This window comes from Stenotrophomonas sp. GD03819, from assembly GCF_029841665.1.
GTDB lineage: Bacteria > Pseudomonadota > Gammaproteobacteria > Xanthomonadales > Xanthomonadaceae > Stenotrophomonas > Stenotrophomonas geniculata.
Genome location: NZ_JAOCEW010000024.1, coordinates 23,662 through 49,408, shown reverse-complemented (window position 1 = coordinate 49,408; position 25,747 = coordinate 23,662). Strand labels below are relative to the sequence as shown.

The 25,747-nt window shown below is 66.3% G+C and carries 28 protein-coding genes and 2 tRNA genes; 14 read left to right on the top strand and 16 right to left on the bottom strand.

Translation table 11 applies throughout. From position 1 onward, the window contains the following. Positions 1-73: 73 nt before the first annotated feature. Together N5D45_RS15100 and N5D45_RS15095 are read left to right on the top strand one after the other, a co-directional pair. Positions 74-150, top strand: a tRNA-Met gene (locus tag N5D45_RS15100). Positions 151-205: 55 nt separating this feature from the next. Continuing rightward, positions 206-280, top strand: a tRNA-Gln gene (locus N5D45_RS15095). Between the two features lie 323 nt (positions 281-603). On the opposite strand, the gene rpsI is transcribed toward N5D45_RS15095, so the two are convergent. Both rpsI and rplM read right to left on the bottom strand, forming a co-directional pair. Then, complete coding sequence (gene rpsI, locus N5D45_RS15090) at positions 604-996, bottom strand: 30S ribosomal protein S9 (RefSeq protein ID WP_005411311.1); 393 nt, start codon at positions 994-996, stop codon at positions 604-606. Positions 997-998: 2 nt separating this feature from the next. Continuing rightward, positions 999-1,427 (bottom strand): 50S ribosomal protein L13, encoded by a 429-nt coding sequence (gene rplM / locus N5D45_RS15085; protein WP_005414692.1) that lies wholly within the window; start codon positions 1,425-1,427, stop codon positions 999-1,001. A 197-nt stretch (positions 1,428-1,624) separates the two neighbouring features. On the opposite strand from rplM, the gene coq7 reads away from it, so the two are divergent. Then, positions 1,625-2,269: a 2-polyprenyl-3-methyl-6-methoxy-1,4-benzoquinone monooxygenase gene (coq7, locus tag N5D45_RS15080; RefSeq protein ID WP_279939239.1), complete on the top strand. Its 645-nt coding sequence runs from the start codon at positions 1,625-1,627 to the stop codon at positions 2,267-2,269. An 85-nt stretch (positions 2,270-2,354) separates the two neighbouring features. Here the strand turns inward: coq7 and sugE are convergent, their stop codons facing one another. Further along, a complete protein-coding gene (gene sugE / locus N5D45_RS15075) occupies positions 2,355-2,675 on the bottom strand; it encodes a quaternary ammonium compound efflux SMR transporter SugE (RefSeq protein WP_005411314.1) in 321 nt (106 codons plus the stop codon). Between the two features lie 167 nt (positions 2,676-2,842). Next, positions 2,843-3,637: an adenosylmethionine decarboxylase gene (speD, locus tag N5D45_RS15070; protein WP_006473908.1), complete on the bottom strand. Its 795-nt coding sequence runs from the start codon at positions 3,635-3,637 to the stop codon at positions 2,843-2,845. A gap of 149 nt (positions 3,638-3,786) precedes the next feature. Here speD and crp point away from each other — a divergent pair, with 149 nt between their 5' ends. Both crp and N5D45_RS15060 read left to right on the top strand, forming a co-directional pair. Beyond that, a complete protein-coding gene (gene crp / locus N5D45_RS15065) occupies positions 3,787-4,476 on the top strand; it encodes a cAMP-activated global transcriptional regulator CRP (RefSeq protein WP_010482649.1) in 690 nt (229 codons plus the stop codon). Between the two features lie 62 nt (positions 4,477-4,538). After that, positions 4,539-5,300 carry a sulfite exporter TauE/SafE family protein gene (locus N5D45_RS15060; RefSeq protein ID WP_010482650.1) on the top strand — a complete coding sequence of 254 codons (762 nt, stop codon included), beginning with the start codon at positions 4,539-4,541 and terminating at the stop codon, positions 5,298-5,300. Positions 5,301-5,397: 97 nt separating this feature from the next. On the opposite strand, the gene N5D45_RS15055 is transcribed toward N5D45_RS15060, so the two are convergent. From N5D45_RS15055 to N5D45_RS15025, 7 genes are all read right to left on the bottom strand, one after another. Further along, the gene (locus N5D45_RS15055; RefSeq protein WP_010482651.1) at positions 5,398-6,114 is read right to left on the bottom strand and encodes a haloacid dehalogenase-like hydrolase; all 717 of its coding nucleotides are present in this window, start codon (positions 6,112-6,114) and stop codon (positions 5,398-5,400) included. Beyond that, complete coding sequence (gene trpC, locus N5D45_RS15050; RefSeq protein WP_049480644.1) at positions 6,111-6,905, bottom strand: indole-3-glycerol phosphate synthase TrpC; 795 nt, start codon at positions 6,903-6,905, stop codon at positions 6,111-6,113. Before trpC ends, N5D45_RS15055 begins: the two co-directional genes overlap by 4 nt. Positions 6,906-6,979: 74 nt before the next feature. Next, on the bottom strand, positions 6,980-8,011 hold the full coding sequence (gene trpD, locus N5D45_RS15045) for an anthranilate phosphoribosyltransferase (RefSeq protein WP_043399367.1): 1,032 nt from the start codon (positions 8,009-8,011) through the stop codon (positions 6,980-6,982). Positions 8,012-8,027: 16 nt separating this feature from the next. After that, on the bottom strand, positions 8,028-8,615 hold the full coding sequence (locus tag N5D45_RS15040) for an aminodeoxychorismate/anthranilate synthase component II (protein WP_010482655.1): 588 nt from the start codon (positions 8,613-8,615) through the stop codon (positions 8,028-8,030). Positions 8,616-8,617: 2 nt separating this feature from the next. Beyond that, the gene (locus tag N5D45_RS15035; protein WP_057503649.1) at positions 8,618-9,397 is read right to left on the bottom strand and encodes an SIMPL domain-containing protein; all 780 of its coding nucleotides are present in this window, start codon (positions 9,395-9,397) and stop codon (positions 8,618-8,620) included. 67 nt (positions 9,398-9,464) lie between these two features. After that, entirely contained in the window at positions 9,465-10,940 is a 1,476-nt protein-coding gene (trpE, locus tag N5D45_RS15030) for an anthranilate synthase component I (protein ID WP_049411792.1), read from the bottom strand. Between the two features lie 178 nt (positions 10,941-11,118). Further along, the gene (locus N5D45_RS15025) at positions 11,119-13,476 is read right to left on the bottom strand and encodes an XVIPCD domain-containing protein (RefSeq protein ID WP_279939238.1); all 2,358 of its coding nucleotides are present in this window, start codon (positions 13,474-13,476) and stop codon (positions 11,119-11,121) included. 105 nt (positions 13,477-13,581) lie between these two features. Between N5D45_RS15025 and N5D45_RS15020 the strand changes: the two genes are divergently transcribed. Further along, on the top strand, positions 13,582-14,445 hold the full coding sequence (locus N5D45_RS15020; RefSeq protein WP_238379173.1) for an ankyrin repeat domain-containing protein: 864 nt from the start codon (positions 13,582-13,584) through the stop codon (positions 14,443-14,445). Between the two features lie 15 nt (positions 14,446-14,460). Here N5D45_RS15020 and yegS read toward each other — a convergent pair whose 3' ends face one another. From yegS to N5D45_RS14995, 5 genes are all read right to left on the bottom strand, one after another. Beyond that, positions 14,461-15,396, bottom strand: coding sequence for a lipid kinase YegS (gene yegS / locus N5D45_RS15015; RefSeq protein WP_010482660.1), 936 nt, complete (start codon positions 15,394-15,396; stop codon positions 14,461-14,463). Positions 15,397-15,597: 201 nt separating this feature from the next. Then, on the bottom strand, positions 15,598-16,197 hold the full coding sequence (locus N5D45_RS15010; RefSeq protein WP_057503647.1) for a hypothetical protein: 600 nt from the start codon (positions 16,195-16,197) through the stop codon (positions 15,598-15,600). Positions 16,198-16,204: 7 nt separating this feature from the next. Further along, positions 16,205-16,684, bottom strand: coding sequence for a GNAT family N-acetyltransferase (locus N5D45_RS15005; RefSeq protein WP_049411837.1), 480 nt, complete (start codon positions 16,682-16,684; stop codon positions 16,205-16,207). A 12-nt stretch (positions 16,685-16,696) separates the two neighbouring features. Beyond that, complete coding sequence (gene rpe, locus N5D45_RS15000) at positions 16,697-17,374, bottom strand: ribulose-phosphate 3-epimerase (RefSeq protein WP_010482664.1); 678 nt, start codon at positions 17,372-17,374, stop codon at positions 16,697-16,699. 57 nt (positions 17,375-17,431) lie between these two features. Further along, positions 17,432-17,761, bottom strand: a complete 330-nt coding sequence (locus N5D45_RS14995) for a DnaJ domain-containing protein (protein WP_005411327.1) — start codon at positions 17,759-17,761, stop codon at positions 17,432-17,434. A 141-nt stretch (positions 17,762-17,902) separates the two neighbouring features. On the opposite strand from N5D45_RS14995, the gene N5D45_RS14990 reads away from it, so the two are divergent. From N5D45_RS14990 to N5D45_RS14955, 8 genes are all read left to right on the top strand, one after another. Continuing rightward, positions 17,903-18,829 (top strand): phosphoribosylaminoimidazolesuccinocarboxamide synthase, encoded by a 927-nt coding sequence (locus N5D45_RS14990; RefSeq protein WP_029379835.1) that lies wholly within the window; start codon positions 17,903-17,905, stop codon positions 18,827-18,829. A 136-nt stretch (positions 18,830-18,965) separates the two neighbouring features. Then, complete coding sequence (locus tag N5D45_RS14985; RefSeq protein ID WP_021202665.1) at positions 18,966-19,451, top strand: Mpo1-like protein; 486 nt, start codon at positions 18,966-18,968, stop codon at positions 19,449-19,451. Between the two features lie 332 nt (positions 19,452-19,783). Further along, the gene (locus N5D45_RS14980; protein ID WP_057503646.1) at positions 19,784-22,615 is read left to right on the top strand and encodes a monovalent cation/H+ antiporter subunit A; all 2,832 of its coding nucleotides are present in this window, start codon (positions 19,784-19,786) and stop codon (positions 22,613-22,615) included. Next, a complete protein-coding gene (locus tag N5D45_RS14975; protein WP_010482669.1) occupies positions 22,615-23,007 on the top strand; it encodes a Na+/H+ antiporter subunit C in 393 nt (130 codons plus the stop codon). The genes N5D45_RS14980 and N5D45_RS14975 overlap by 1 nt, the downstream gene beginning before the upstream one ends. Further along, complete coding sequence (locus tag N5D45_RS14970; RefSeq protein WP_010482670.1) at positions 23,004-24,539, top strand: monovalent cation/H+ antiporter subunit D; 1,536 nt, start codon at positions 23,004-23,006, stop codon at positions 24,537-24,539. Before N5D45_RS14975 ends, N5D45_RS14970 begins: the two co-directional genes overlap by 4 nt. After that, positions 24,536-25,042, top strand: a complete 507-nt coding sequence (locus N5D45_RS14965) for a Na+/H+ antiporter subunit E (RefSeq protein WP_010482671.1) — start codon at positions 24,536-24,538, stop codon at positions 25,040-25,042. The genes N5D45_RS14970 and N5D45_RS14965 overlap by 4 nt, the downstream gene beginning before the upstream one ends. Further along, the gene (locus tag N5D45_RS14960) at positions 25,039-25,323 is read left to right on the top strand and encodes a K+/H+ antiporter subunit F (protein WP_005411334.1); all 285 of its coding nucleotides are present in this window, start codon (positions 25,039-25,041) and stop codon (positions 25,321-25,323) included. Before N5D45_RS14965 ends, N5D45_RS14960 begins: the two co-directional genes overlap by 4 nt. Beyond that, entirely contained in the window at positions 25,320-25,709 is a 390-nt protein-coding gene (locus N5D45_RS14955; protein ID WP_010482673.1) for a Na+/H+ antiporter subunit G, read from the top strand. The genes N5D45_RS14960 and N5D45_RS14955 overlap by 4 nt, the downstream gene beginning before the upstream one ends. Positions 25,710-25,747 lie beyond the last annotated feature (38 nt).

Sequence of the window (25,747 nt, the reverse complement as noted above, 5' to 3'; positions counted from 1 at the left end):
CTGTCGACCCACAAGCACGGCACAAAAGTGTTGACAGGGTCGATACACATCCGCAGAATAGCGGGCTCACCAAGGCTATGTAGCTCAGCCGGTTAGAGCACAGCACTCATAATGCTGGGGTCGGTGGTTCGAGTCCACCCATAGCCACCACACTGAAAATCAAGTTGTTTTTCAGTGTGAAAAGTGAGAAAATAGTTGCACGTTTTGCCCCGTCGCCAAGCGGTAAGGCACCTGACTCTGACTCAGGCATTCGGTGGTTCGAATCCATCCGGGGCAGCCAAATTAAAAGCAAAAGGCCAGATCGAAAGATCTGGCCTTTTGCTTTTAATTTGGTCGCGCATTCCACCTGATCCCCGCGCCTGTCGGCGCGCCCCCTTGAACATCAAGGGGGCTCTCCTCCAGAGAGGGGTCCGGGGTCGGATCCTTTTCAGAGAAAAGGGCTCCGACCCCACCCCCTTCTGACATGTGAAGCCACGGGTAGTACCGACCGCTGGCCGGCAACCCGGGAATGCATGACACCGAAACGACAAAAGCCCGGCCGAAGCCGGGCTTTTGCTTTTCCATCCAGCGGGCTCCCGAAGGAGCCCAACCAGGCGCGGTAGATCAGCGCTTGGAGAACTGGGTGGCGCGGCGGGCCTTGTGCAGACCGACCTTCTTACGCTCGACTTCACGGGCGTCACGGGTCATGAAGCCGGCCTTGCGCAGCTCGGACTTCAGGGTTTCGTCGTACTCGACCAGAGCACGGGCGATGCCCAGACGGATCGCACCGGCCTGGCCGGTGGTGCCGCCGCCAGCGGCGGTGACCAGGATGTCGAAGCTTTCGGTGTTCTTGGTCAGCTCGAGCGGCTGGCGCACGATCATGCGCGCAGTCTCACGACCGAAGAACTCGTCCAGCGGACGGCCGTTGACGGTGATGTTGCCCGAACCCTTGCGCAGGAACACGCGAGCGGTGGAGGACTTGCGGCGGCCAGTGCCGTAGTTTTGAGTGATAGCCATGATTAGATATCCAGAACCTGCGGCTGCTGTGCGGCGTGCGGATGCTCAGTGCCGGCGTAGACCTTGAGCTTGCGGTACATCTGGCGACCCAGCGGGCCCTTCGGCAGCATGCCCTTCACGGCGATCTCGATCACGCGCTCCGGGTGGCGCTCCAGCGCCTGTGCCAGGGATTCGGTCTTCAGGTTGCCGATGTAACCGGTGAAACGGTGATACATCTTGTCCTGCAGCTTCTTGCCGGTGACGGCAATCTTTTCTGCATTGATGACGACCAGGTAGTCGCCGGTATCAACGTGGGGGGTGTAGACCGGCTTGTGCTTGCCGCGCAGACGGCGGGCCAGCTCGGTGGCGAGACGGCCCAGGGTCTTGCCCTCGGCGTCGACGAGGTACCAGTCGCGCTGGACGGTCTCGTTCTTGGCAGTGAAAGTGCTCATGAAGAACTCTAGGTTAGGTCGGGCTCATTGCGGCGAAAGGCTCACCGGAACTCTGCCACGCGTTGTGAAAAGGTGAAGCGTAAGAGGCGGGATTGTACGCAGGTCAGACCCCCGTTGCAAGCCGACCCCTGACCGGGTTGGCAGGGGGACGGGGCCGGGCGAGAATCGCGGGGTCTTCCGCCCCACCGTGTACCGCCATGACCGTGCTCCGCCACATCACCCCGCTGGACCACCTGCTGACCGAGGCGCAGCGCGCCCTGGACACGGTGTTCGGCAACCCGCCGGCGGCCCGCCCCTACCCGGCTGCGGACACCGACGAGCCGGGCATGGACAGCACTGAACGCCGCCATGCGGCCGGGCTGATGCGGATCAACCATGTCGGCGAGGTCTGCGCGCAGGGCCTGTACTTCGGCCAGGCCGCCGTGGCCCGCGACCCGGCCACGCGTGAACACCTGCTGGAAGCGGCCCAGGAAGAGACCGACCACCTGGCCTGGTGCGCCACCCGCCTGGGCGAACTGGACAGCCGTCCGAGCCTGTTCAACCCGCTCTGGTATGCCGGCAGCTACACCATCGGCACCCTGGCCGGGCTGCGTGGCGACGGCTGGAACCTGGGCTTCGTGGTCGAAACCGAGCGTCAGGTGGAAGCCCATCTGGACGAGCACCTGGTCGACCTGCCGGCCAGCGACCTGCGCAGCCGCGCGGTCATCCAGGTGATGAAGGAAGACGAGGCCCGCCATGCGGAGCACGCCGAGCAGGCCGGCGCACGCCGCCTGCCGTTCCCGATCCCGGGCGCGATGGCGCTGGCCTCCAGGGTGATGAAGACCATCGCCTACCGCATCTGAAGGGTTTGCCCGCACCAACGGCGTGGGCCTACCAAGAGGTGCGGCGGGGCCTGACGGTGGGCCCGACCGTTGGTCGGGCCATCAATCAGTTCGGCGACACCAGCTTCAGGCCGATCACACCGGCTACGATCAGGCCCACGCAGGCCAGGCGGGCCGGCGATGCGCTGTCGTTGAACAGGTAGATGCCCAGCACCGCCACGCCCATGGCGCCGATACCGGTCCAGATCGCGTAGGCCGTGCCGACCGGGATGCTCTTCATCGCCTGGCTCATCAGGTACAGGCTGATCAGCGCGGACACGACCGTGGCAGCAGTGGGAAGGGGTTTGCTGAAGCCTTCGGAGTACTTCATTCCGAGGGCGAAACCGATCTCGAACAGGCCGGCCAGCAGCAGGTAGATCCAGGGCATGGGTGGGGGCTCCTTACCTTTTTGAGAAAAACGAAACGGCCCGGTGTTTTCACACCGGGCCGTGGGTCGGTACATCACCGTGGAACCACGTCGCTTGCGCGACACCAGTTCCACGGGGCGGGTCGTCCCGCCTGGGCGGCGATGCCTGCCGGCATCGCGCATGGGGCTTACTCGGACAGGTTCCGGCCGTGGAACAGCTCTTCGATCTCGCGCTTGAGCAGCGCTTCGATCTTCATGCGTTCCTTGAACGACAGGTTCTTGGCCTTTTCCTCGAACAGGTACTGGTCCAGGTCGAAGTCCTTCAGGTGCATCTTCGTGTGGAAGATGTTTTCCTGGTAGACGTTGACGTCGAACATCTCGTAACGCGACTTGATGTTCTTGGCCAGGAAGTTCTGGATCGAGTTGATCTTGTGATCGATGTAGTGCTTCTTGCCCTTCACATCGCGGGTGAAGCCACGGACGCGGTAGTCCATGATCACGATGTCCGACTCGAGGCTTTCGATCAGGTAGTTCAACGCCTTCAACGGCGAAATGACGCCGCAGGTGGCCACGTCGATGTCGGCGCGGAAGGTGGCGATACCTTCCTGCGGGTGCGTTTCCGGATAGGTGTGCACGGTGATGTGCGACTTGTCCATGTGCGCGACCACGGCGTCGGAGATCAGCTCCTTGCCGGCCTGCTTCTTGTCGATCACCGGTTCTTCGGAGATCAGGATGGTCACCGAGGCACCCTGCGGGTCGTAGTCCTGGCGGGCCACGTTCAGGATGTTGGCGCCGATGATCTCGGCGACATCGGTCAAGATTTGAGTCAGCCTGTCGGCGTTGTACTCTTCATCGATGTATTCAATGTAACGCTGACGCTCCTCTTCGGTGCGCGCGTAACACACGTCATAGATGTTGAAGCTCAGCGCCTTGGTGAGGTTGTTGAAACCCTGCAGCCTCAGGCGAGGCAACGGCTTGACCACGGCGGTCGATTCCTGTGTAAGAAGGGAAAGGGGGAATTATGGGGCAAACCGTCCCCGGGGGGAACGTGAAGATCGCTCACATCTGGCACACTGTTTGCCCTTAACAATTGCGCTGGTTAAGCTCCGCTATCGACCCCGTGAATCCGTTCATGCGCAGAGGGAGCGCTCCTATCGTGTCAACCGTGCGCCTAGCTAGCAGTCCACTGGCCCTGGATATCGCCACAATCGATCGTTTCCTGGCGCACAGCCACAGGCGGCGATACCCCACCCGTACCGACGTCTTCCGACCCGGTGACCCGGCGGGAACCCTGTATTACGTCATCAGCGGCTCGGTTTCGATCATGGCCGAGGAAGATGACGATCGCGAGCTCGTGCTGGGCTACTTCGGTGCTGGCGAGTTCGTCGGCGAGATGGGCCTGTTCGTTGAATCGGACCGCCGCGAGGTGATCCTGCGGACCCGCACCGCCTGTGAGCTGGCCGAAATCAGCTACGAGCGCCTGCATCAGCTGTTCCTCGGCCCGCTGTCGGCCGATGCCCCGCGCCTGCTGTACGCGCTGGGCCAGCAGATCTCCAAGCGCCTGCTCGACACCAGCCGCAAGGCCAGCCGACTGGCATTCCTGGACGTCACCGACCGGATCGTGCGCACCCTGCACGACCTGGCGCAGGAACCGGAAGCAATGAGCCACCCGCAGGGCAGCCAGCTGCGCGTCTCGCGCCAGGAACTGGCGCGCCTGGTCGGCTGTTCGCGCGAAATGGCCGGCCGCGTGCTGAAGAAGTTGCAGACCGACGGCCTGCTGCATGCCCGCGGCAAGACCGTGGTGCTGTACGGCACCCGTTGACCGTTGAGCCCCCGGTGGGTGCGGACCTTGGTCCGCACTCCCTCGCGCGCTAGGCTCGGGGCATGGAACTGAGCAGCGAATTCTGGTGGTTCATCCTTATCGGCCTCGGCGCGCAGCTGGTCGACGGCGCGCTGGGCATGGCTTTCGGCCTGGTCTCATCGTCGGTGATGCTGAGCATGGGCCTGCCGCCGGCGCAGGTCAGCGCCAGCATCCACACCGCGGAAGTGTTCACCACCGGCGCCTCGGGTGTGTCGCACCTCGCCGCCGGGAATGTCGATAAACGCCTGTTCCTGCGCCTGGCCCTGCCCGGCGCGGTGGGCGGCGCGGTGGGCGCCTACGTGCTCACCCAGATCCCGGGCGAGATCATCCGGCCACTGATCTACCTGTACCTGCTGGTGCTGGCGATCATCATCCTGGCCCGCGCGGCCGGACGCTGGATGCCCAAGGGCGAAATCCGCCGGGTACCGGTGCTGGGCTTCTTCGCGGGCCTGCTCGACGCCAGCGGCGGTGGCGGCTGGGGGCCGATCGCCACGTCCACCCTGCTCGCTCGTGGTGGCCAGGCGCGCACCACCATCGGTACGGTCAATGCGGCGGAGTTCGTGGTCACGCTGACGGTGTCGGCGACCTTCCTGCTGTCGATGGGGGTGCAGCACCTGCAGATCGTCGCCGGCCTGCTGATCGGCGGCATGATGGCCGCGCCGGTGGCGGCGATCCTGGTCAAGCGGGTGAAGGAGCGCTGGGTGCTGGTGGCCGTTGGCGTGCTGGTGCTGGGCATCAGCCTGTTCCAGATCGGCCACGCGGTGTACGGGCACCTGTATCGCTGAGGCATTCCCTGTAGAGCCGGGCCATGCTCGGCTGATCGCGCACGGATACCGCAACGAAGAGCAGCCGAGCATGGCTCGGCTCTACAACAGGCTCGGATCAGGCCTTGTCGCCACCACGGTCCACGCAGCCCCAGTTGAGGATGCGGGTGCCGGCCGGCAGCACGCGGCGGAAGAAGTCCACCCTGCCCGGCTTCGGGTTCACCACCACCGGCGCCTTGGCCGCCAGCAGCAATGGCAGGTCGGCGGTGCTGTCGGAGTAGGCGATATCGATATCGCCGTAGCCGCGCTCGCGCAGCATGCGCATCTTCTCTTCGTTGTGGCAGTGGCGGGTCGGGCCGACGCCGCCCAGCCGTGGGCCAACCTCGGTGCCGATCACCGGTACGTCCTGGTGGGCGACGAAGGCCAGGATCGCCCGTGCCAGCTCTGGCGGCGCGCCGGTGGCAACCACCACGCGGTCGCCCTTGGCGCGGTGCGCGGCGAACACCTCCAGCGCCTGCGGCAGCAGCTTGGCGCGCATCTGCGCCTCATTGCGCAGCACATAGGCGTCGATGACCTTGTTGAAGTCGCGCGCACGGTGCAGGCCGAAGCTGCCGATCCACACATAGACCGAAATACCGGCACGACGGGTCGGCAGCAGCGCCACCATCGGCCCGGCGATCGGCGTGACCAGCAGCGCCGCCAGCATCCGCAACGGGTTGCGCTTGATCAGCGAGGCGAACAGGTGGGTGCCCGAATCGCCGTCGTAGAGGGTGTGGTCGAAATCGAAGACCACCAGCGGCGCATCGTCGCGCGGCGTCGGATAGTGCGTTTTCATGCCGCGAAGAATAGCTGACGCAGGCCCTCGCCCGGCTCTTCCACGCGCATGAAGGCCTCGCCGACCAGGAACGCATGGATGCCGGCATCGCGCATCAGCGCCACGTCCTGTGGGCCCAGGATGCCGCTCTCGGTCACCAGCAGGCGGTCACGCGGCACCGCCTTCTGCATGTCCAGCGTGGTCTGCAGCGACACTTCGAAGGTGCGCAGGTTGCGGTTGTTGATGCCGATCATCGGTGCCGGCACCTGCAGCGCACGCTCCAGTTCGTCGATGTCATGCACTTCCACCAGCACGTCCATGCCCAGCGACAGTGCCAGTTCGGACAGGGTGGCCAGCTGGGTGTCGTCCAGCGCAGCGACGATCAGCAGGATGCAGTCGGCGCCCAGCACGCGCGCCTCGTACACCTGGTAGGCGTCAATCACGAAGTCCTTGCGCAGCACCGGCAGCGTGCAGGCCTCGCGGGCCTGCTGCAGGTAGGCGTCGGCACCCTGGAAGAAATCCGCGTCGGTCAGCACCGACAGGCAACTGGCGCCACCGAACTCGTAGCTGACGGCGATATCGGCCGGGCGGAAATCCGGGCGGATCACGCCCTTGGACGGGCTGGCCTTCTTCACCTCGGCGATGACTGCGGGGTCGCCATTGGCCACGGCCGCCTGCAGGGCGCGCACGAAGCCACGTACCGGCGGGGCGCTGGCCACGGCGGCCTGAAGCGCCTCGAGCGGGCGCTGGGCGCGGCGCTGGGCCACTTCTTCGGCCTTGCGGGCCAGGATCGTCTGCAGGATGTCGCTCATCGTCGTCGGTTCGGTGCGGGGGCGGTGAGGACGGCCATTATCGGCCATCAAAAGGGTCAGGCTGAACCGCGCGCTCAGGCAACCAGCGCGCGGGTGGTCTCCACATACTGCTGCAGGCGCTGGCGGGCGCTGCCGTTGGCGATGGCTGCACGGGCACGGGCCAGGCCATCGCCGATGTCGCTGGCCACGCCGGCCACGTACAGCGCGGCGCCGGCATTCAGCGCCACGATGTCCAGTGCCGGTCCCTGCTGGTTGTCCAGCACGGCGCGCAGCATGGCGATGGACTGCTCCGGGCCGTCCACGCGCAGGTTGCGGCTGGCCGACATGGCGATGCCGAAGTCTTCCGGGTGGATCTCGTACTCGCGCACCTTGCCGTCGCGCAGCTCGCCCACCAGGGTGCCGGCGCCCAGCGAGATCTCGTCCATGTTGTCGCGGCCCCAGACCACCATGGCGCGCTCGGTGCCCAGCTCGCGCAGCACGCGCGCCTGGATGCCCACCAGATCGGGGTGGAACACGCCCATCAGCACCGACGGCGCGCTGGCCGGGTTGGTCAGCGGGCCGAGGATGTTGAAGATGGTGCGCACGCCCATCTCGCGGCGGACCGGCGCGACCACCTTCATCGACGGATGGTGGATCGGCGCGAACATGAAGCCGATGCCGGTCTGCTCGATGGCCGCGGCCACCTGGGCCGGCTGCAGTTCGATGGCCGCACCCAGCGCTTCCACCGCATCGGCGCTGCCGGACTTGGACGACACGCTGCGGTTGCCATGCTTGGCAACACGCGCACCGGCTGCGGCCGCCACGAACATCGCGCAGGTGGAGATGTTGAAGGTATGCGAGCCATCGCCACCGGTACCGACGATGTCGACCAGGTGGGTGGTATCGGCCACCGGCACCGCCAGCGCGAATTCGCGCATGACCGTGGCCGCGGCCGCGATCTCGTCGATGGTTTCCTTCTTCACCCGCAGGCCGGTGAGGATGGCGGCGGTCATCATCGGCGAGACATCGCCGCGCATGATCTGCCGCATCAGGTCGACCATTTCGTCGAAGAAGATTTCGCGGTGCTCGATGGTGCGTTGCAGGGCTTCCTGGGGGGAGAAGCTCATGGGAATGCTCCTTGGATCAGGCCGCCGGACGCTGCAGGAAATTGCGCAGCAGGGCGTGGCCGTGTTCGGTGAGGATGGATTCGGGGTGGAACTGCACGCCCTCCACCGGGAACTGGCGGTGACGCAGGCCCATGATCTCTTCGATCGAGCCGTCCTCGTTCTCGGTCCAGGCGGTCACTTCCAGCACATCGGGCAGGCTGTGCTTGTCCACCACCAGCGAGTGGTAGCGGGTGGCCTGGTAACGATCCGGCAGACCGGCGAACACGCCCTTGCCTTCATGGCGGATGGGCGAGGTCTTGCCGTGCATGATGTTGCCCGCGCGGATGACCGTGCCACCGTAGACCTGGCCGATGCCCTGGTGGCCCAGGCAGACGCCGAGGATGGGCGTGGTCGGGCCGAGGCGCTCGATCAGTTCCAGCGACACGCCCGCCTCGTTGGGCGTGCACGGGCCGGGCGAGATGACGATGCGCTCGGGTTTCTGCGCGGCGATCTCGTCCACGCTCATCGCATCGTTGCGCACCACCTTCACTTCGGCGCCCAGCGTCTGCAGGTACTGCACGAGGTTGTAGGTGAAGCTGTCGTAGTTGTCGATCATCCACAACATGGTCAGGTTCCGTCGCTTATCAGGAAAATGGCGTATACGTTTTCGGTGTAGGTGATGGGGCCGGCTTCAATGGACTCCGGTGCACCGGGCGCAGGTGCCGAGGTCGGTGCATAGCTGCCGGTCACCGAGATCCTGTCCAGATACTCACCATCCTCGCCCGGCTGCGGCCATTGCCCGGCCTGGATGCCGTAGGCGAAGTCCGGCGCCACGTCGGAGATGCTGTACAGGCCACGCACTTTCGTTCCATAGGCCTTGGCCAGGCCCTGCGCGGACTCGCGGGTCTTGGCCGCTGCTTCGCCCTTGAGTTCGCGTCGCAGCGCCACTTCGCCCGAGTAGGTCGGGGCCACGCTGCTGACCTGCACGTTCTCGTTGGCCTTCAGCGCACCCAGCACGTCCTGCATCGCCTTCACGCTGGCGAAGCTGGCACGCAGCTGGCGCGACACGCGGGTGCCGATGAAGACCTGCCGGTTCTGCTCATAGCGCGTCGCCGGACCGATACGCAGGTTGTCCGCGCGCACGCTGCCTTCCACCGCCTTGTGCTGCTTGAACAGCGCCAGCACGCGCGCGACGTTGTCCTGCACGCGGCGGCGCGCGGCGTCAGCATCCATGTCGGTCTCTTCGATGTTCAACTGCAGGCCGAACCGGTCCGGCATCACCACGCGGCGCGCCTCGCCCTTCACCAGCAGGTGCGGCTGCGAGGGAATGGTATTGGCCTGCGCCCACGCAGACGGGGCCATCGTGGCCAGCAGTGACGACCACAGCAATGCGCTCAGCAGCTTCATGCGGTACTCCTTGTCTTGAACGGGAACAGCAGGAGGTGCCGCGGCGCAGGCCACGGCACGGAAAGGCTCACAGGCCCTTGGCAGCCTGGGCGACGGCGCGGAACAGCGCGCGGCCCTTGTTCATCGTCTCGTCCCATTCCTTGTCCGGGTCCGAGTCGTAGACGATGCCGGCGCCGGCCTGCACGTACAGGCGGCCATCCTTGATCACCGCGGTGCGGATCGCGATCGCGGTATCGGCATCGCCGTGCCAGCCGATGTAGCCGATGCTGCCGGCATAGACATTGCGCTTGATCGGTTCCAGCTCGCGGATCACCTCCAGCGCGCGGATCTTCGGCGCGCCGCTGACCGTGCCGGCCGGGAAGGTGGCGCGCAGCACATCGGCATAGCTCAGCCCCGGCTGCAGCTGCCCGGTCACTTCGCTGACGATGTGCATGACGTGGCTGTAGCGTTCGATCACGAACTGCTCGCCCACTTCCACGGTGCCGGCCTTGGACACGCGACCGGCATCGTTGCGGCCGAGGTCGATCAGCATCAGGTGCTCGGCGCGTTCCTTCGGATCGGCCAGCAGTTCGGCTTCCAGCGCCAGATCCTGCTCGACGGTGGCACCGCGCGGACGGGTACCGGCGATCGGGCGCACGGTGACTTCGCCATCCTGCAGACGCACCAGGATTTCCGGCGACGAGCCGACCACCTGCAGGTCGCCGACATCCAGGAAGTACATGTACGGCGACGGGTTCAGTGCACGCAGCGCGCGGTACACATCCACCGGGCGCGCCTTGAACGGCACGCTCAGGCGCTGGCTGAGCACCACCTGGAAGATGTCACCGGCGCGGATGTATTCCTTGCTGCGCTGGACCGCATCGACGAAGCCTTCGCGGGTAAAACCGGAGACGAAATCGGACTCGTCCAGCACATCACTGTTGAGCGGCGCGGGATAACCGGCGCCCGGTGCGCGCAGCTTGGCGGTCAGTGCATCCAGGCGGGCCTGGGCCTGCTCGAAGGCGCCCTCGACCCGGGGGTCGGCATGCACGATCAGGTACAGCCGGCCCTTGAGATTGTCGAACACCGCCAGCTCATTGGAATCCAGCAGCAGGATGTCCGGGGTGCCCAGTTCATCACGGCCGGCCGGCGGCGCCAGGCGCGGTTCGATGTAGCCGATGCATTCGAAACCGAACCAGCCGACCAGGCCACCGGTGAAGCCCGGCAGGCCGTCCAGCTTGGGCACCGAGTGAGCGCTGCGCAGCGCCTCGACCTCGGCGAACGGGTCGGCCACCTCGCGGGTTTCCACCATCTGGCCGTCTTCGCGCACGGTCAGCGTATGGCCGTGGAAGGCGTACACGCGGCGCGCCGGCAGGCCGATGATCGAGTAACGACCAAAGCGCTCGCCGCCTTCGACGGATTCAAACAGGTAGGTATTGGGGCCGTCGGCGAGCTTCAGATAGACCGAAAGCGGCGTGTCCAGGTCGGACAGCACTTCACGGACGACGGGAATATGGGTGTGGCCTTCAGCGGCCTGCTGCTGAAACTGAGCGTGCGAGTTCAAGACGACTTTCCTTCCGGGACACAGCGTTATGGGGGCGGACGACGGCAACGGGCCACCATCGCCACCAACGGCGTGCGGAAGAAAGGGTATGCGGGGTCGTCAGGCTGGACACCCCTTGACTGTATCGCAGCCGGGGCGGGAGGGGAACCCCGCCGCCGCGGCGCGGTTCATTCGGCCATTAGCCCATCCGCCGGGCATTCTCCTGGGCCTCCAGCCCCTGTTGCTGGGCCAATCCAGCCGCCGTCGCCTGTTCGCGACCGGTGTTCAGGGCGTCAACCTGCGCCGTGCTCACGGCCAGCGGCTGGGCCATGCCGGCCGCCACGTCCACGTGCGCATGTCGGCGGTGGGCCGCCTGCAGATCCGGGGTGTCGACCGCGAATGCCCGCGTGCGGTCGTCACTGAGCAGCACATGGGAAATGGCCTGCAGCCCATCGCGCTTGGCCTGCGCAGCCAACGCCCCGGCCAGCTGGTCGCTCTGCAGGTTCGGGATGCGGCCATGTGCCACATCGAGGCCGTGCACGCCGGTCTGCGCGCCCTTGAACAGATGGAAGTCGATGTGCCCCGGATCGTTCAGCGCTGGCATCTTCGCGGCCCCCTCCTGCAGCTGCGCATGCGGCCGTCCAAGCAGCTTGCGCGCGGCCGCCTCCTGGCTCGCGATTGCCGCGTCGAGACTGGGGTTCATCGTCTCGCTCATGCCATGCCGGTCCACCGACTCCCCCATGGTCGCACTGCCGCGCCCGATCACCCACGACGTCTTGGCAAGGTTGACCAGGTTCTGCGGCAGTGCCGGCGTGGGCAGGTGCGTGGCAATGCCCTTGTTGGCCATCGCACCCAGCCCGACGGTGCCGGCCAGCACGGCCGGCGCCTGCGAGGTCAGCCCGGTGATCTGATGGCTGCTCCAGTTCATGCCCATGTGGAAAGTCGCGCCGTACACGGCATAGCCATTGCGCAGCCCATTGGCCACGCCATGCACGCCCTGCTGCAGCTGGCCGCCCAGATGATGGCCGCCGGCGCGGATGCGGCCGGCATCCGCCGCTGCTTCACGGGTGGCTTCACGGGCCTTGGTTTCGAGTTGATTGCGGGCCGCGTCACCGTGCTCGCGCATCTGCCTGGCCATGTCGTCGGCACCGAGCGCACCCAGCACGCTGGCCCCGATGTTCCAGCCGTAACTGCCCTTGGCCTGCACGCGGTGGCTGACCGATTCGACCAGACCCTGCAGCTCGCGTCCCTTGGCAATGACCGTCGCGCCGCCTTCGATGCCGACCCGCATGCTCTTTCCACCGTAGTCGACCACGGTGCCGATCGCATTTCCCTGCAGGGTCGACGCACGTTCGACGGCCACGCCGGACAGGCTCATGCCCCGGCCCGCCAGCGCGCCGACCTGCTCGACATGTTCACCGGCAATCCGTCCGGCACGCATGCCACGCGCACCTGCGATCAGCACCTCGGCCAACGGGCCACCGTATTCGGCAAGCTGGCTTGGCGCTTCTCGATGGCGGCGGTCCACCACCTTTCCGTTCACTTCGGTCTTGGCGTCCAGCAACAGTTCCATCCTGCCCGCGGCCACCGGAACATTGCGCAATGCCTCCGCCCCGGATTTCGACGCCAGCTGGTCAACCAGCTGGGCGGTGGCCGTCTGCGCACCGGCCGGCATCATCTCCTGCAGCTTGCGGGTAACCATCTGCTGCACGCCGGGCTGGCGCAGCAGCTGGCTGGTCTCGCTGGCCAGCAGGCCAAAGCCCTGCCGGTGATGCTCGTTGAGCCGCTTCAATCCGTTCTGCACATCGTTGAGCACTTCACCCGAGGTCTGGTAGGTGTGCACCGTGTCGCGCGTGTTGAACACCGGCAATCCGTGGGATTTCGCGTAGCGATCGGCGGTGGCCGGATGCAGGCCCGCCGAATTGAAGGTGGTCGCACGTACACCGGTCACCGCCGAAGCGGCAGAGGCCATGCCGCCGCCAAGCGAATGACCGGCGAGTTCAAAGTGGGTACCGGAGGTCTTCAAGCGACTCGCCAGTGCCATGGCCCGATCGTAGTAGTCACTCTGCATGCCCACGCCCTGGCGTCCGTTGTTGAGGAAATCCTCGCCTCCGGACTCACGCCGCCCGCCTTTCGCCCGGGGATCGATGATTTCGCCCGTGGATCCCTTGAATACCAGCACCGGCTTGGCGTCATCACCGAACACCCTTTTGTCCGGAATGTAGATCTCTGCGCGGAAACCCGAGTCGTTCGGCCGCATCAGCTTCTTCAGGTCGGCTGCCCCCAGGCTGATGCCCGCTGCTTTGAGCGTGTCCGGGTCGGTCACGGCACTGGCTCGCGTCCACCCGACCGGCGGCTCTCCTTTGCCCTTTGCCGAGGCATACACATCATCAGCAAGCGAACCCAGCTCGCGGGCGTGATAGGTCTCGCGCAGGCGCGCCGCTTCGGTGGCGTGTCCACCGCCCTGCAGTTGCTCGACCAGGTGCTGCTGCGCCTGGACGCTCCTGGCGCGGGCCTGCAGCAGGCGCTCCTGCTGCTCGGGATCGTGACCGCTCATGGCAGACTCCATTGCTCATCAGTGAAGACGTGGTCATCCAGGACCTGCTGGAATGACCACGGCCAACGCTATCATCCCCCGAACGCGTCCATGTCAAGGAATCACATGCACCGTCACCCTCACAGTTCCTTTACGCCATTCTCCTGGCTGGCGCTGATGCTGCTGATACTGCTGAGCGCCTGCGCGCGCACGTCTTCACATGGCGCGGAGCGCTATTTCGAAGGCAAGGCCCTGGAGCTGGCCATTGCCGCCGAACAGGGGGATGCGGCGACGATCACGCGCCTGATCAAGACCGAAGGCGTGAACCCCGACAAGGAGTTCTCGAAGCAGGATGGCATTCCGCTCATCGCGTGGCCGTTGCGCGCGCGGAACCTGGAAGGCCTGCGCGCGATGCTCGACAACGGCGCCAACCCGAATGCACGGCGTATTGAAACGCTGGACGGCGAGACGTTCCGCCACAACAACGCCATGGTCTATGCCGCGAAGATGGACGATCCGCGCTACCTGGCCCTCCTGCTGGATCATGGCGGCGACCCGGACACGCGCACCTCCAATACCGAAACGCTGCTGTTCCAGGCCTTCATTTCCGGCAACCTGTGGAAGAACATCCAGCTGCTGGTGGAGCGAGGCGCACACGTCAACGAATCCAACATCGGCCAGGCCGATACGGTCCTGAGCTGGTACACCGGCCGTGGCGGCTTCGAGCAGGCCTACTGGCTGCTTGAACATGGTGCGGACCCCACGATTGCATCGCCGTCATCGGCGCAACCGGGCGCGCCCGATCGGATGGCCATGGTCGAAGCGATCTACTGGGAAATCACCACACCGGACCTGCTGCCGTGGCAGAAGAAGTGCCAGCAGTGGCTGATCGATCACGGCATTGCCCGGCCGCCGCTGCCGCAGTACATCCGCGAGAAGCGTGAAGCATTCGGGTTCCCGGCGAAGGAGCAGGACATACCGCCGTTGTAGTACTTCCGGTGCGGCTCAGCGCGGCTCGGACAACAGTGCACAGCCCACGGGTAGGTGCATCCGCACCCTGCCCGGCACGCACGCGATGCGGAACTGGCGCGCCTGTACCGGTTCACCGTCCAGGTTGAGCGTCAGCGGGCGCTCGGACTCCACCTGCAACCATGGCAGCCGCGCGCGTGTTGCCAGCTGTTCCAGCGCGGCCTGGGTGCCGGACTTCAGCATCTGGCCGAGCGTGGCGGTGACTTCCCCCTCCAGCTCCGGAAGCACCGTCACGTCCAGCTGCCCATCATCGATCAGTGCCTGCGGGCACAATTGCTGGCCACCGCCTGCCTGGCGGCCATTGCCGATGCCGAGCGCGATGAAGTCGCCTTCCCACGCGAAGTCCGGGCCGGACAGCCGCGCGGTGATCGGCTCGATGCGACCCAGCTTGGCGATGCCGGTGATCACGTAGGCCAGCCCGCCCAGCATCTTCTTCAAGCCGGCATCGGTCTCCACCGTTACCTGCGTGCCAAAACCACCGCTGGCAAGGTTGGCGCACCACCAGTGGGTGCCATCGGCGTCCACGCGCAGGAGATCGATCGCATGCGGCGTCGCCTGCCCGATCAAGCCGAAGGCCTCCTTCGGCTCGGTGGGAATGCCGGCAGCAGTCGCGAAGTCGTTGGCGGTCCCCATCGGAATCAGCGCCAGTGATGGCAGCGCATCCGCCGGTTCCTCACGGTGGGCCAGGGTCTCGGCCACCGCACTGAGCGTGCCATCGCCACCGGCGGCCACGATCACATCCACGCCGTGATCAATCGCCTCGGCCACGTAGCGCTCGGCATCACCGTCCTCCCAGGTCACCCGCACTTCCAGCTGCACACCCTGCCCGCGCCAGTGGCCGACGGCGTCGCGCAACTCATCGTTGCCAGCGGATTTGCCATTGAGGATCAGGCGCCAGCGCGGTGCGGCCATGTGGTGCTTCCAGGACGGGGGCGCACAGGCTAGCAATGCGCTGTTTGTCCGCGGTGAATGTCACGCAGATGTCATTCAGCAACCGGAGAATGGAAGGCCATAGCAGGGACGATGGATGGAGGCAGGATCAGCCTCCCACGCATGCAGCGAGGCCACGCCGGGGTTTGGCGTGGTCTTTTTTTTTTGCCTTGCCGCGACGGCTCAGAGATAGGCGTCGATCGGGCTGTGCAGCAGGCAGCTGTCAAAATCATCCACGTCGCGCAGCTCTGCGGGCTCGATGCCGTGCTGCTGCAGGAGGATGGCGAGTGCCGCCATGCCATCGGCAAACCGGCGCTCGACCCGCGTCAGCGGATCCTGCATGGCCAGGTCGTAGTCGAAGCCATAGGCGGTTTCGGTGAAGCGTGCGGCGTGGGTGACAAGACGCGCCTCGAAGGCACCGTAGGCATCCGGCAGGACATGCACGAACCGGCGCAGGTCGTCCTGTGCTGGGAGCTCTGCTGCCAGCGGATGCCCCTGCGCGATCCGCTCCAGGGGAGGCAGCGGCGGTGCTGGATAGCGGCGCTGCCACAGCAGCAGCGCGCGCTCGACATCATGGCCGCACCGCTGCAGGTCGGCGGCGGCCTCATCCACCGGGGCGCCCGTGCGCTGCCTGTACTCGGCAACCAGCCGGCGCACGATCCAGGCATGCGCCACGGCAAGATCCCCGCCCGATTCCATCAGTGCCTGCCTGCAGATACGGATGGACGCGGGCAGCTGCTGGCGAAGCAGGGTGATGCGTTGCGGCAGGGTCAGCGCATCCACTTGGCGGCTACCCGGCAAATGCCTTCAGGGCAGCGCCTTCCAGCCGGTACACGGTCCACTCGTCCTGCGGCTTGGCGCCGGCGGCGGTGTAGAACTCGATGGCCGGGGTATTCCAGTCCAGCACCGACCATTCGAAGCGGCCGCAGCCTTCGGCCACGGCCTGCCGGGCGATGTATTTCAGCAGCGCCTTGCCTGCGCCGACGCCGCGCTTTTCCTGGCTGACGTACAGGTCTTCCAGGTAGATGCCCTTGCGGCCCAGCCAGGTGGAGTAGTTGTAGAAATACACCGCATAGCCGATGGCCTCACCGTCGGCTTCGCAGATCAACGCGCGTGCGGTCGCGTCGGCACCGAACAGGCTCTCGGCGATGCCGATCTCATCGGTCTGCACCGAATGCTCGGCCTTCTCGTAGATGGCCAGCTCACGGATGAAGTGCAGGATCAGGCCGGCATCGGCCACGGTGGCCGGACGGATGTTCAACACGGCCACCGTACCCATGGCTCAGCCCCTTGCCGCAGCAACGTTCGCGCGCATCTGCGCGATCACGTCCTGGTAGCTGGTCTTGGCGTTGAAGATGGCCGAGCCGGCGACGAAGGTGTCAGCGCCAGCGGCGGCGATCTCACCGATGTTGTCGGCCTTCACGCCACCGTCGATCTCCAGGCGGATGTCCTTGCCGCTGGCGTCGATCATCTTGCGCACCACGCGCAGCTTGTCCAGCGCCGAGGGGATGAAGGCCTGGCCACCGAAACCCGGGTTGACCGACATCAGCAGCACCAGGTCCAGGTCATCCAGCACCCAGTCGAGGATGTCCACCGGGGTGGCCGGATTGAGCACAATGCCCGGCTTGCAGCCCAGCGAGCGGATCAGCTGGATGGTGCGGTGCACGTGGCGACTGGCCTCCGGGTGGAAGCTGATGTAGGTGGCACCGGCTTCGGCGAAGTCCGGGATGATGCGGTCCACCGGCTCAACCATCAGGTGCACGTCGATCGGCGCGGTGACGCCGTGCTTGCGCAAGGCCTGGCAGACCATCGGGCCGATGGTCAGGTTCGGCACGTAGTGGTTGTCCATCACGTCGAAGTGGACCCAGTCCGCACCGGCGGCGAGGACGTTGTCGACTTCCTCGCCGAGGCGGGCGAAGTTGGCGGAGAGAATGGACGGGGCGATGAGGCAGTTGGACATGGCCGGGGCCTTCGGAACGGGGAAAGGATTCTCCCGCCCGCAGGCGGGACTGTCGGGTCAGCGCTTGCGCAGGGTCTTGATGCGGTCGTAGGCGGCGTTGATCCGCCGCGACTTCTGCTCGGCCTGCTGCTGCAGCTCGGGGGCGGCACCGCCCAGCTTGTCGGGGTGGTACTGCGAGATCAGCTTGCGATAGGCGCGCTCTACCTCGGCATCGGTGGCCTCGGAGGTCAGCCCCAGCTCCCGGTACGGGTTCTCCTTGTTCAGGCGGAACCAGTCCGAGTCGAAGGCATGGCCGATCAACAGGCCGACCACCGCGCCAAACAGCGGATTGGGCCGGAACAGCAGGGCGCCGGCGATGAATCCGAGCAGTTTTCCGTACCAGCGCATGGCGCTCCGGGGTCGACCGACGAAATGGACGCTCATTTTACGTCACAGCGGGCCCGGACGGCTTTACACTAGGCCGCCCGCTGGTCAGCGGGCCCGCCGGGTCCGTTGGGCAGCCGTATCGACAACGCCCCAGGAGTGCCCGTGCCAACCACGCTGTTGCAATCCGATCTCCCCGGCCTGCCCTTGCGCCATCGCGGCAAGGTGCGTGATGTGTTCGATATCCCGCGCGAGCGGCTGCCTGCCGGGACCCCGCCGGGCGACTACCTGCTGATGGTGGCCACCGATCGCCTGTCGGCGTTCGACGTGGTCCTGCCCGACCCGATCCCGGGCAAGGGCGAGATGCTCTGCCAGGTGTCCAACTTCTGGTTCGCCAAGACCGCGCACCTGATGCCCAACCACCTGACCGGCATCGACGTGGCCAGCGTGCTGCCCGAGGGCGTGGATCCGGCCCTGTACGCCAAGCGTGCGGTGGTCACCCGCAAGCTGAAGCCGGTGCCGGTGGAAGCGATCGCCCGCGGCTACCTGATCGGCAGCGGCTGGAAGGACTACCAGCGCACCGGGAAGGTCAGCGGCATCGACCTGCCCGATGGCCTGCGCCAGGCCGAGCAGCTGCCGGAGCCGATCTTCACCCCCTCGACCAAGGCCGCCGTCGGCGACCATGACGAGAACATCGATTTCGATGCGATGGTGAAGCAGGTCGGTGCGGACCTGGCCGAGCGCGTGCGCGACGCCACCCTGCGCATCTACAAGTTCGCCGCCGACTACGCCCGCGAGCGCGGCATCATCCTGGCCGATACCAAATTCGAGTTCGGTACCGACGCCGATGGCCGCCTGTACATCATGGACGAGATGCTGACGCCGGATTCCTCGCGTTACTGGCCGGCCGACGAGTACGAAGTGGGTACCAGCCCGCCGAGCTACGACAAGCAATTCGTGCGCGATTACCTGGAGACGCTGGACTGGGGCAAGACCGCCCCGGGCCCGACCATCCCGGCCGAGATCATCGAGCGCACCCGCGCCAAGTACGCCGAGGCGCTGCAGCGCCTGGCCGGGATCAGCGTCGACTGATCCGCCTGCGCCCCCGGCCGGAAAGGCGGGGGCACTCTGAAGGGGTAGTGCCGGCCGCTGGCCGGCAACCTCGGCGAATCCGCAGCCAGGCATGGCCTGGCTCTACTGTCGGCTCTGGCGGGAGTATGCTGGCCGCATGCAGACATCCACCGAGCTTGCGCGGCCGATCGACCGCTATTTCGCCAGCTACTCCGACGACCACCGCAATGTGATCAACCAGCGCATCCACGTGGTGGCGGTACCGGCGATCCTGTGGTCGGTGGTGGCCCTGCTGTGGTGCCTGCCGCCGCTGATCACCTGGTTCCAGTACGGCATCTGGTCGGCGTTCGCGATGTTCAGCGCGTGGTGTTTCTACAACAAGCTGTCGCGCCCGCTGGGCATCGGCATGCTCATCCAGTTCTTCGTGTTCGGCTGCCTGTGCCGCCTGCTGGAGGCCGAAATCGGCCTGCAGGCCCTGCGCTGGCTGGCGGTGGGCGTGTTCGTGGTGGCCTGGATCGCGCAGTTCATCGGCCACAAGTTCGAGGGCCGCAAGCCCAGCTTCCTGACCGACCTGACCTACCTGCTGATCGGCCCGGCCTGGGTGATGGCCAAGTTCTACCGCAAGCTCGACTGGCGCTATTGAACTGCGGCCGGCCGACGGCGACCGTCGTTTCCTGAACGGGCAGATTCCGTCACCCGCACTCCACGACGGCCCTGCCAGCCTGCCCCGGTGACTCGCTCCCCACTTCCCGCCCGTCGACGGCAGCCCCTGTGCGACAGGGCCTGCGGTCTCCCTGCGTGGGCGTAGGGTGTCCCCGAGGGCAACCGGGGAAGGACTGCAGGAACGTGATGCTGCACCGCAGAAAAAATGAATCAGCGAACGTTACATGCAATTGATCGCTGTTCGATGGGTTTCGGCGACATTTCGCGGCCTGTTATCCTCCCTGACCTGCTCGTGAATCATGGATTCCCTGCATGCTCCCCAGCCTGCCCCTGCTGCTGGCCCTGCCGTTCCTGATGGCAGCGGCTGTTGCGGCCTTCCCCCGTAGTTCGCGCTCGACTGCTGCCTGGCTGGCGGCGCTGGCGCCGTTGGGCGGGCTGGCCATCCTCGGCTGGCTGACCCCGTCCGTACTCGGCGGCCAGGTGGTGCGGACGATGGTCCCTTGGCTGCCTCAGATCGGCCTGGACTTCACCCTGCGCCTGGACGGGCTGGCCTGGATGTTCGCCGGGCTGGTGCTGGGCATCGGCGCGCTGGTGGTGCTGTATGCGCGCTACTACCTGAGCCAGCAGGACAACGCGCACCGCTTCTACTGCTACCTGCTGCTGTTCATGGGCGCCATGCTGGGCATGGTGCTGTCGGGCAACCTGCTGTTGCTGATGATCTTCTGGGAAATGACCAGCATCAGCTCGTTCCTGCTGATCGGCTTCTGGTCGCACCGCCAGGACGCCCGCGAAGGCGCGCGCATGGCGCTGGTGATCACCGGCGGCGGCGGCCTGGCCCTGCTCGGCGGCGTGCTGCTGATCGGCCGCATCGTCGGCAGCTTCGACCTGGACGTGGTACTGGCCGCCGGCGAGCAGATCCGCGCCAGCGCGCTGTATCCGTATGCCCTGTTCCTGATGCTGGCCGGCATCTTCACCAAGAGCGCGCAGTTCCCGTTCCACTTCTGGCTGCCGCACGCGATGGCGGCGCCGACCCCGGTCTCGGCCTACCTGCACTCGGCCACCATGGTGAAGGCCGGCGTGTTCCTGCTGGCGCGGCTGCATCCGGCGCTGGCCGGCAGCGACCTGTTCTTCTACACGGTCAGCGGCATCGGCGCGATCACCCTGTTGATCGGGGCCTGGAACGCGATCTTCCAGCACGACCTGAAGGGCCTGCTTGCGTACTCCACGATCTCGCATCTGGGCCTGATCACCCTGCTGTTCGGCCTGTCCACGCCAATGGCGGTGGTGGCCGGCGTGTTCCACATCCTCAACCACGCCACCTTCAAGGCCTCGCTGTTCATGGCCGCCGGCATCATCGACCACGAAACCGGCACCCGTGACATGCGCAAGCTCGGAGGCCTGCGTAAGCTGATGCCGTTCACCAGCGCGCTGGCGATCATCGCCTCGCTGGCGATGGCCGGCATCCCGCTGCTCAACGGCTTCCTGTCCAAGGAAATGCTGTTCGCCGAGGCACTGACCGCCGGTGGCGGCCCGGGCGCGATGCGCACGGCGGTGTCGATCGCCGCGCTGCTGGCCGGCGTGCTGGGCGTGGCCTACAGCCTGCGCTTCGTGCACGACACTTTCTTCGGCCCCGGCCCGCACGACCTGGACCGCGTGCCGCATGAACCGCCGCGCTGGATGAAGGTGCCGGTGGAACTGCTGGTGGTGATCTGCGTGGCGGTAGGCATCGCTCCGGCACTGACCGTGGCGCCGGTGCTGCATGCTGCTGCGGCCTCGATCCTCGGCAACGCCATGCCCGAGTACAGCCTGGCGGTGTGGCACGGTTTCAACCTGCCGCTGGCGATGAGCGCGATCGGCGTAGTCGGTGGCGTGGCGCTGTACTTCGGCCTGCGCAGGCTGATCAACCTGCACGGCGTGGAAACCCGCACCACCGGGCGCAACGTGTTCCATGCACAGCTGGATGCGATCTCCGCGCTGGCCATGCGCCTGACCAACGGCATCGCCAATGGCAGCCTGCAGCGCATGCTGCTGGGCCTGGTGCTGGTGGCCATCACCGTGGCCGCCGCGCCCTACATCGCCAACCCGGCCTCGCCGAACTGGACCAAACCGCAGCCGATCCCGCTGCTGGGCTGGGCGCTGTGGCTGGTGATGATGGCCTGTGCGGTGGCCACCCTGCGTGTCTACAAGCAGCGCCTGCTGGCGGTGCTGCTGGTGGGCGGTGTCGGCCTGATGGTGGCGCTGACCTTCGTGTTCCTGTCCGCACCCGATCTGGCCCTGACCCAGCTGCTGGTCGAGATGGTGACCCTGGTGCTGATGCTGCTGGGCATGAACTACCTGCCCGCGCAGTCCGGACCGGAGCGGCCGCGCTGGCGCAAGCGGCGCGATGCGGTGATCGCCATCATCGCCGGTGCCGGGCTTGGCGCGCTGGCCTATTCGGCGATGACCCTGCCGCCCAACACCATGGCCGGCGAGCTGCTCGCCCGCGCCCTGCCCGAGGCGTACGGCCAGAACGTGGTCAACGTGATCCTGGTCGACTTCCGCGGCTTCGATACCTTCGGCGAGATCACCGTGTTCGGCATCGCCGCACTGGTGGTACATGCCCTGCTGCGGCGCACGCGGATGGCGCCGGAACAGATCATGCCTGGCCCGCCGATCAAGCTGCCGGTGCCGGCTGACCTGGCGCAGATCATGTTCCCGCTGACCCTGACCGTATCGATCTTCCTGTTCCTGCGGGGCCACAACGCGCCGGGCGGTGGCTTCATCGCCGGCCTGGTGCTGGCGGTACCGCTGCTGATCCAGTACGTGATCCAGGGCACCGCGTCGGTGGAATCGCGCTTCGGCTTCGACTACATCCGCTGCATCGGCATGGGCCTGCTGATCGCCCTGCTCAGCGGCAGTGCCTCGATGCTGTTCGGCGTACCGTTCCTGACAAGCGGGCACCTGGACCTGCACCTGCCGCTGATCGGCGACGTGCCGCTGGCCAGTGCCATCGGCTTCGACATCGGCGTCTACCTGGTGGTGTTCGGCGGCGCCATGCTGATGCTGTCGATGATGGGCACGATCAAGCCGTCGCGTACCCGCACTGCCCGCAAGGGTGAGATCGACCTGCAACGCCGTTCGGCCCGCACCGGGGAGATGCACTGATGGAACTGGCCCTGGCTACCGCGATCGGCGTGCTGACCGCCATCGGCATCTACCTGCTGCTGCGTGCGCGCAGCTTCGATGTGATCCTCGGCATGACCTTCCTGTCCTACGCCACCAACCTGCTGATCTTTGCCGGTGGCCGCGTGGTGCTGGGCAAGGCGCCGGTGCTGCAGGAGGGTGTGGACAGCCATCTCGGCAACTACACCGACCCGTTGCCGCAGGCACTGGTGCTGACCGCGATCGTGATCGCCTTCGCGATGACTGCCGTGAGCATCGTGCTGGCCATGCGCAGCCGCAGCGACAACCACAGCGACCACGTGGACGCCCACGAACCGGATGACGACCTGCAGGATGAGCGCGTGCCGCCGCGCCAGGACGAGGACCGCGCATGAATCATCTGGTGATCCTGCCGATCCTGATTCCGCTGCTGGGTGCTGCACTGTCGCTGTTCGTCGAACACCGCCGCTATGGCCCCAGAGTGCAGCGCGCGGTGGCCTGGACCGCGCTGTCGGCGCTGGCCCTGGCGGTGGGCCTGCTGTTTGCCAGCACGGCCAGCGGTGACATCAACGTCTACCTGCTGGGAGACTGGCCGTCGCGGCTGGGCATCGCGCTGGTGGCCGACCGGCTGTCGGCGTGGATGCTGCTGACCACCCTGCTGCTGGCCATTCCCTGCCTGCTGCATGCCTGCTCGGGCTGGGACCGCCGCGCACCGCACTTCCATGCACTGTTCCAGTTCCAGCTGGTGGGCCTCAACGGTGCGTTCCTGACCGGCGACATCTTCAACCTGTTCGTGTTCTTCGAGGTGATGCTGATCGCCTCCTACGGCCTGCTGCTCAGCGGTGGCCGCGGCCTGCGTATGCGCATCGGCCTGCACTACGTGGTGTTCAACGTCACCGCCTCGACCCTGTTCCTTATCGCGCTGGGCCTGCTGTACGCCTCGCTGGGCTCGCTGAACATGGCCGAGCTGTCGCAGCGCATCGCCGAGGTGCCAGCGGCGCAGCTGACCCTGGTGAAGGCGACGATGGGCCTGTTGCTGCTGGTGTTCTGCGCCAAGGCCGCACTGATGCCGCTGTACCTGTGGCTGCCGGAAGCCTATTCGCGCGCGCCGGCCGCTGTGGCTGCGCTGTTCGCGATCATGACCAAGGTCGGCCTGTACTCGGTGCTGCGCATCCAGATGCTGTGGTTCGGCGACGATGCCGGCGCGATGACCGGCTATGGCCGCGACTGGCTGCTGTGGGCCGGCGTGGCAACGCTGGTGCTCGGTGGCCTGGGTGCGCTGGCCGCAACCCGCCTGCGCGTGCTGATCTCCTACCTGGTGATCGTGTCGGCAGCCACGCTGTTCATCGCCTTCTCGGTAGGCACGCCGCAGGTGCTGTCAGCCGGCCTGTACTACTTGCCACACAGCAGCTTCGTCGCCGCCGCGCTGTTCCTGATTGCCGACCTGATCCGCCGCCGACGTGGTGGCGCCAGCGACCGCAAGGAAGTGGTGGCACCGATGCCGGGCAAGGAAACCCCAGCGGTGCTGTTCCTGATCGGCGCAGTGTCGGTGGCCGGCCTGCCTCCGCTGTCCGGCTTCCTGGCCAAGGCCGCGCTGCTGGCTGGCATGCCGGCACAGTACACCGCCCCCGTCTGGACGGCGGTGCTGGTCAGCAGCCTGCTGGTGATCATGGGCCTGACCCGCGGCGGCATCCGCCTGTTCTGGCGCGTGCCACCGGTCGATCCCGAGGCACCGAAGCCGCGCAAGGCACGCCTGCGCCGGGTCGAGCTCTACGCCGCCTGCCTGCTGCTGGGTTACGGCATCGGCATGACCCTGGCCGCCGCCCCACTGATGCGCTACACCGACGCCACCGCCGCACAGCTGCTGCACCCCAGCGAGTACGTGCAGCAGCTGCGCGCGACCACGCCGGAGATCCGCCAGCCATGACCGCCCAGCGCTCCCTGTTCCGCCGCGTCATTCCCTCGCCGATGCTCAGCATCATGGTGGTGGCATTCTGGCTGCTGATGTCCGACAGCTTCACCCTCGGCCAGATCGTGCTGGGGCTGGTGCTGGGCGTGGTGGTGCCGCTGTTCGCCGCGCGCCTGGATCGCGAGTTCGCCCGCATCGGCACTCTGCGCCCTTTGCCGAAACTGCTGTGCGTGACCCTGTGGGACATCCTGATGTCCAACATCCGCGTTGCCCTGCAGGTGCTGGGCCCGGAGAAGAACATCCACCCGGGTTTCATCTGGTTGCCGCTGGACATCGCCAACATCCACGGCATCGCCGCGCTGACCAGCATGATCACTCTGACCCCGGGCACGGTCTCGGCCGCGCTCAGCGACGACCGCAAGTTCCTGCTGGTGCATGTGCTGCACCTGGAGGACCCACAGGACCTGATCGATACGATCAAGCGCCGTTACGAGGCGCCGTTGATGGAGATCTTCCCATGACCGGTTTTGAAGTCATCCAGACCACCCTGGTGGTGTGCATGCACGTGGTCGGCCTGGCGATGCTGCTGGCCACCTGGCGCCTGCTGCGCGGGCCGACCGTGCCCGACCGCATCCTCGCGCTGGACACCCTGTCGGTGACCGCGATCGCCGAGCTGATGCTGTTCGGCATGTACCTCAACTCGCCGATCTACTTCGAGGCCGCGCTGATCATCGCCATGCTCGGCTTCGGCAGCACCGTGGTGCTGAGCAAGTTCGTGCTGCGCCGGGACATCGTCGAATGATCACCGCGATCCAGATCGGCCTGTCGATCCTGCTGCTGTTCGGCTGCTTCTTCATCCTGGTCGGCGCACTGGGCCTGGTGAAGCTGTCCACCTTCTTCAAGCGCCTGCACGCACCGACCAAGGCCAGCACGCTGGGCGTGGGCTGCGTGCTGGTGTGCTCGGTCTGCTACCACATCTTCCTGGGCCAGGACCCGCAGCCGCGCGAGCTGCTGATCACCGTGTTCCTGTTCATCACCGCGCCGATCAGCGCACACATGATGGCCAAGGCCGCGCTGTCGCTGCTGATGGAAACCCGCCCCAGCCTGCCGGGCAACGAGCCGGCCGCCGAAGAGCAGCTGCCGCCGCCGGAGCCGGTGCGGGAAGAAGAGACCACGCAGGGCCGGTAAATCCGGTAGCGGCCGACCTTGGTCGGCGCATTGTTTGC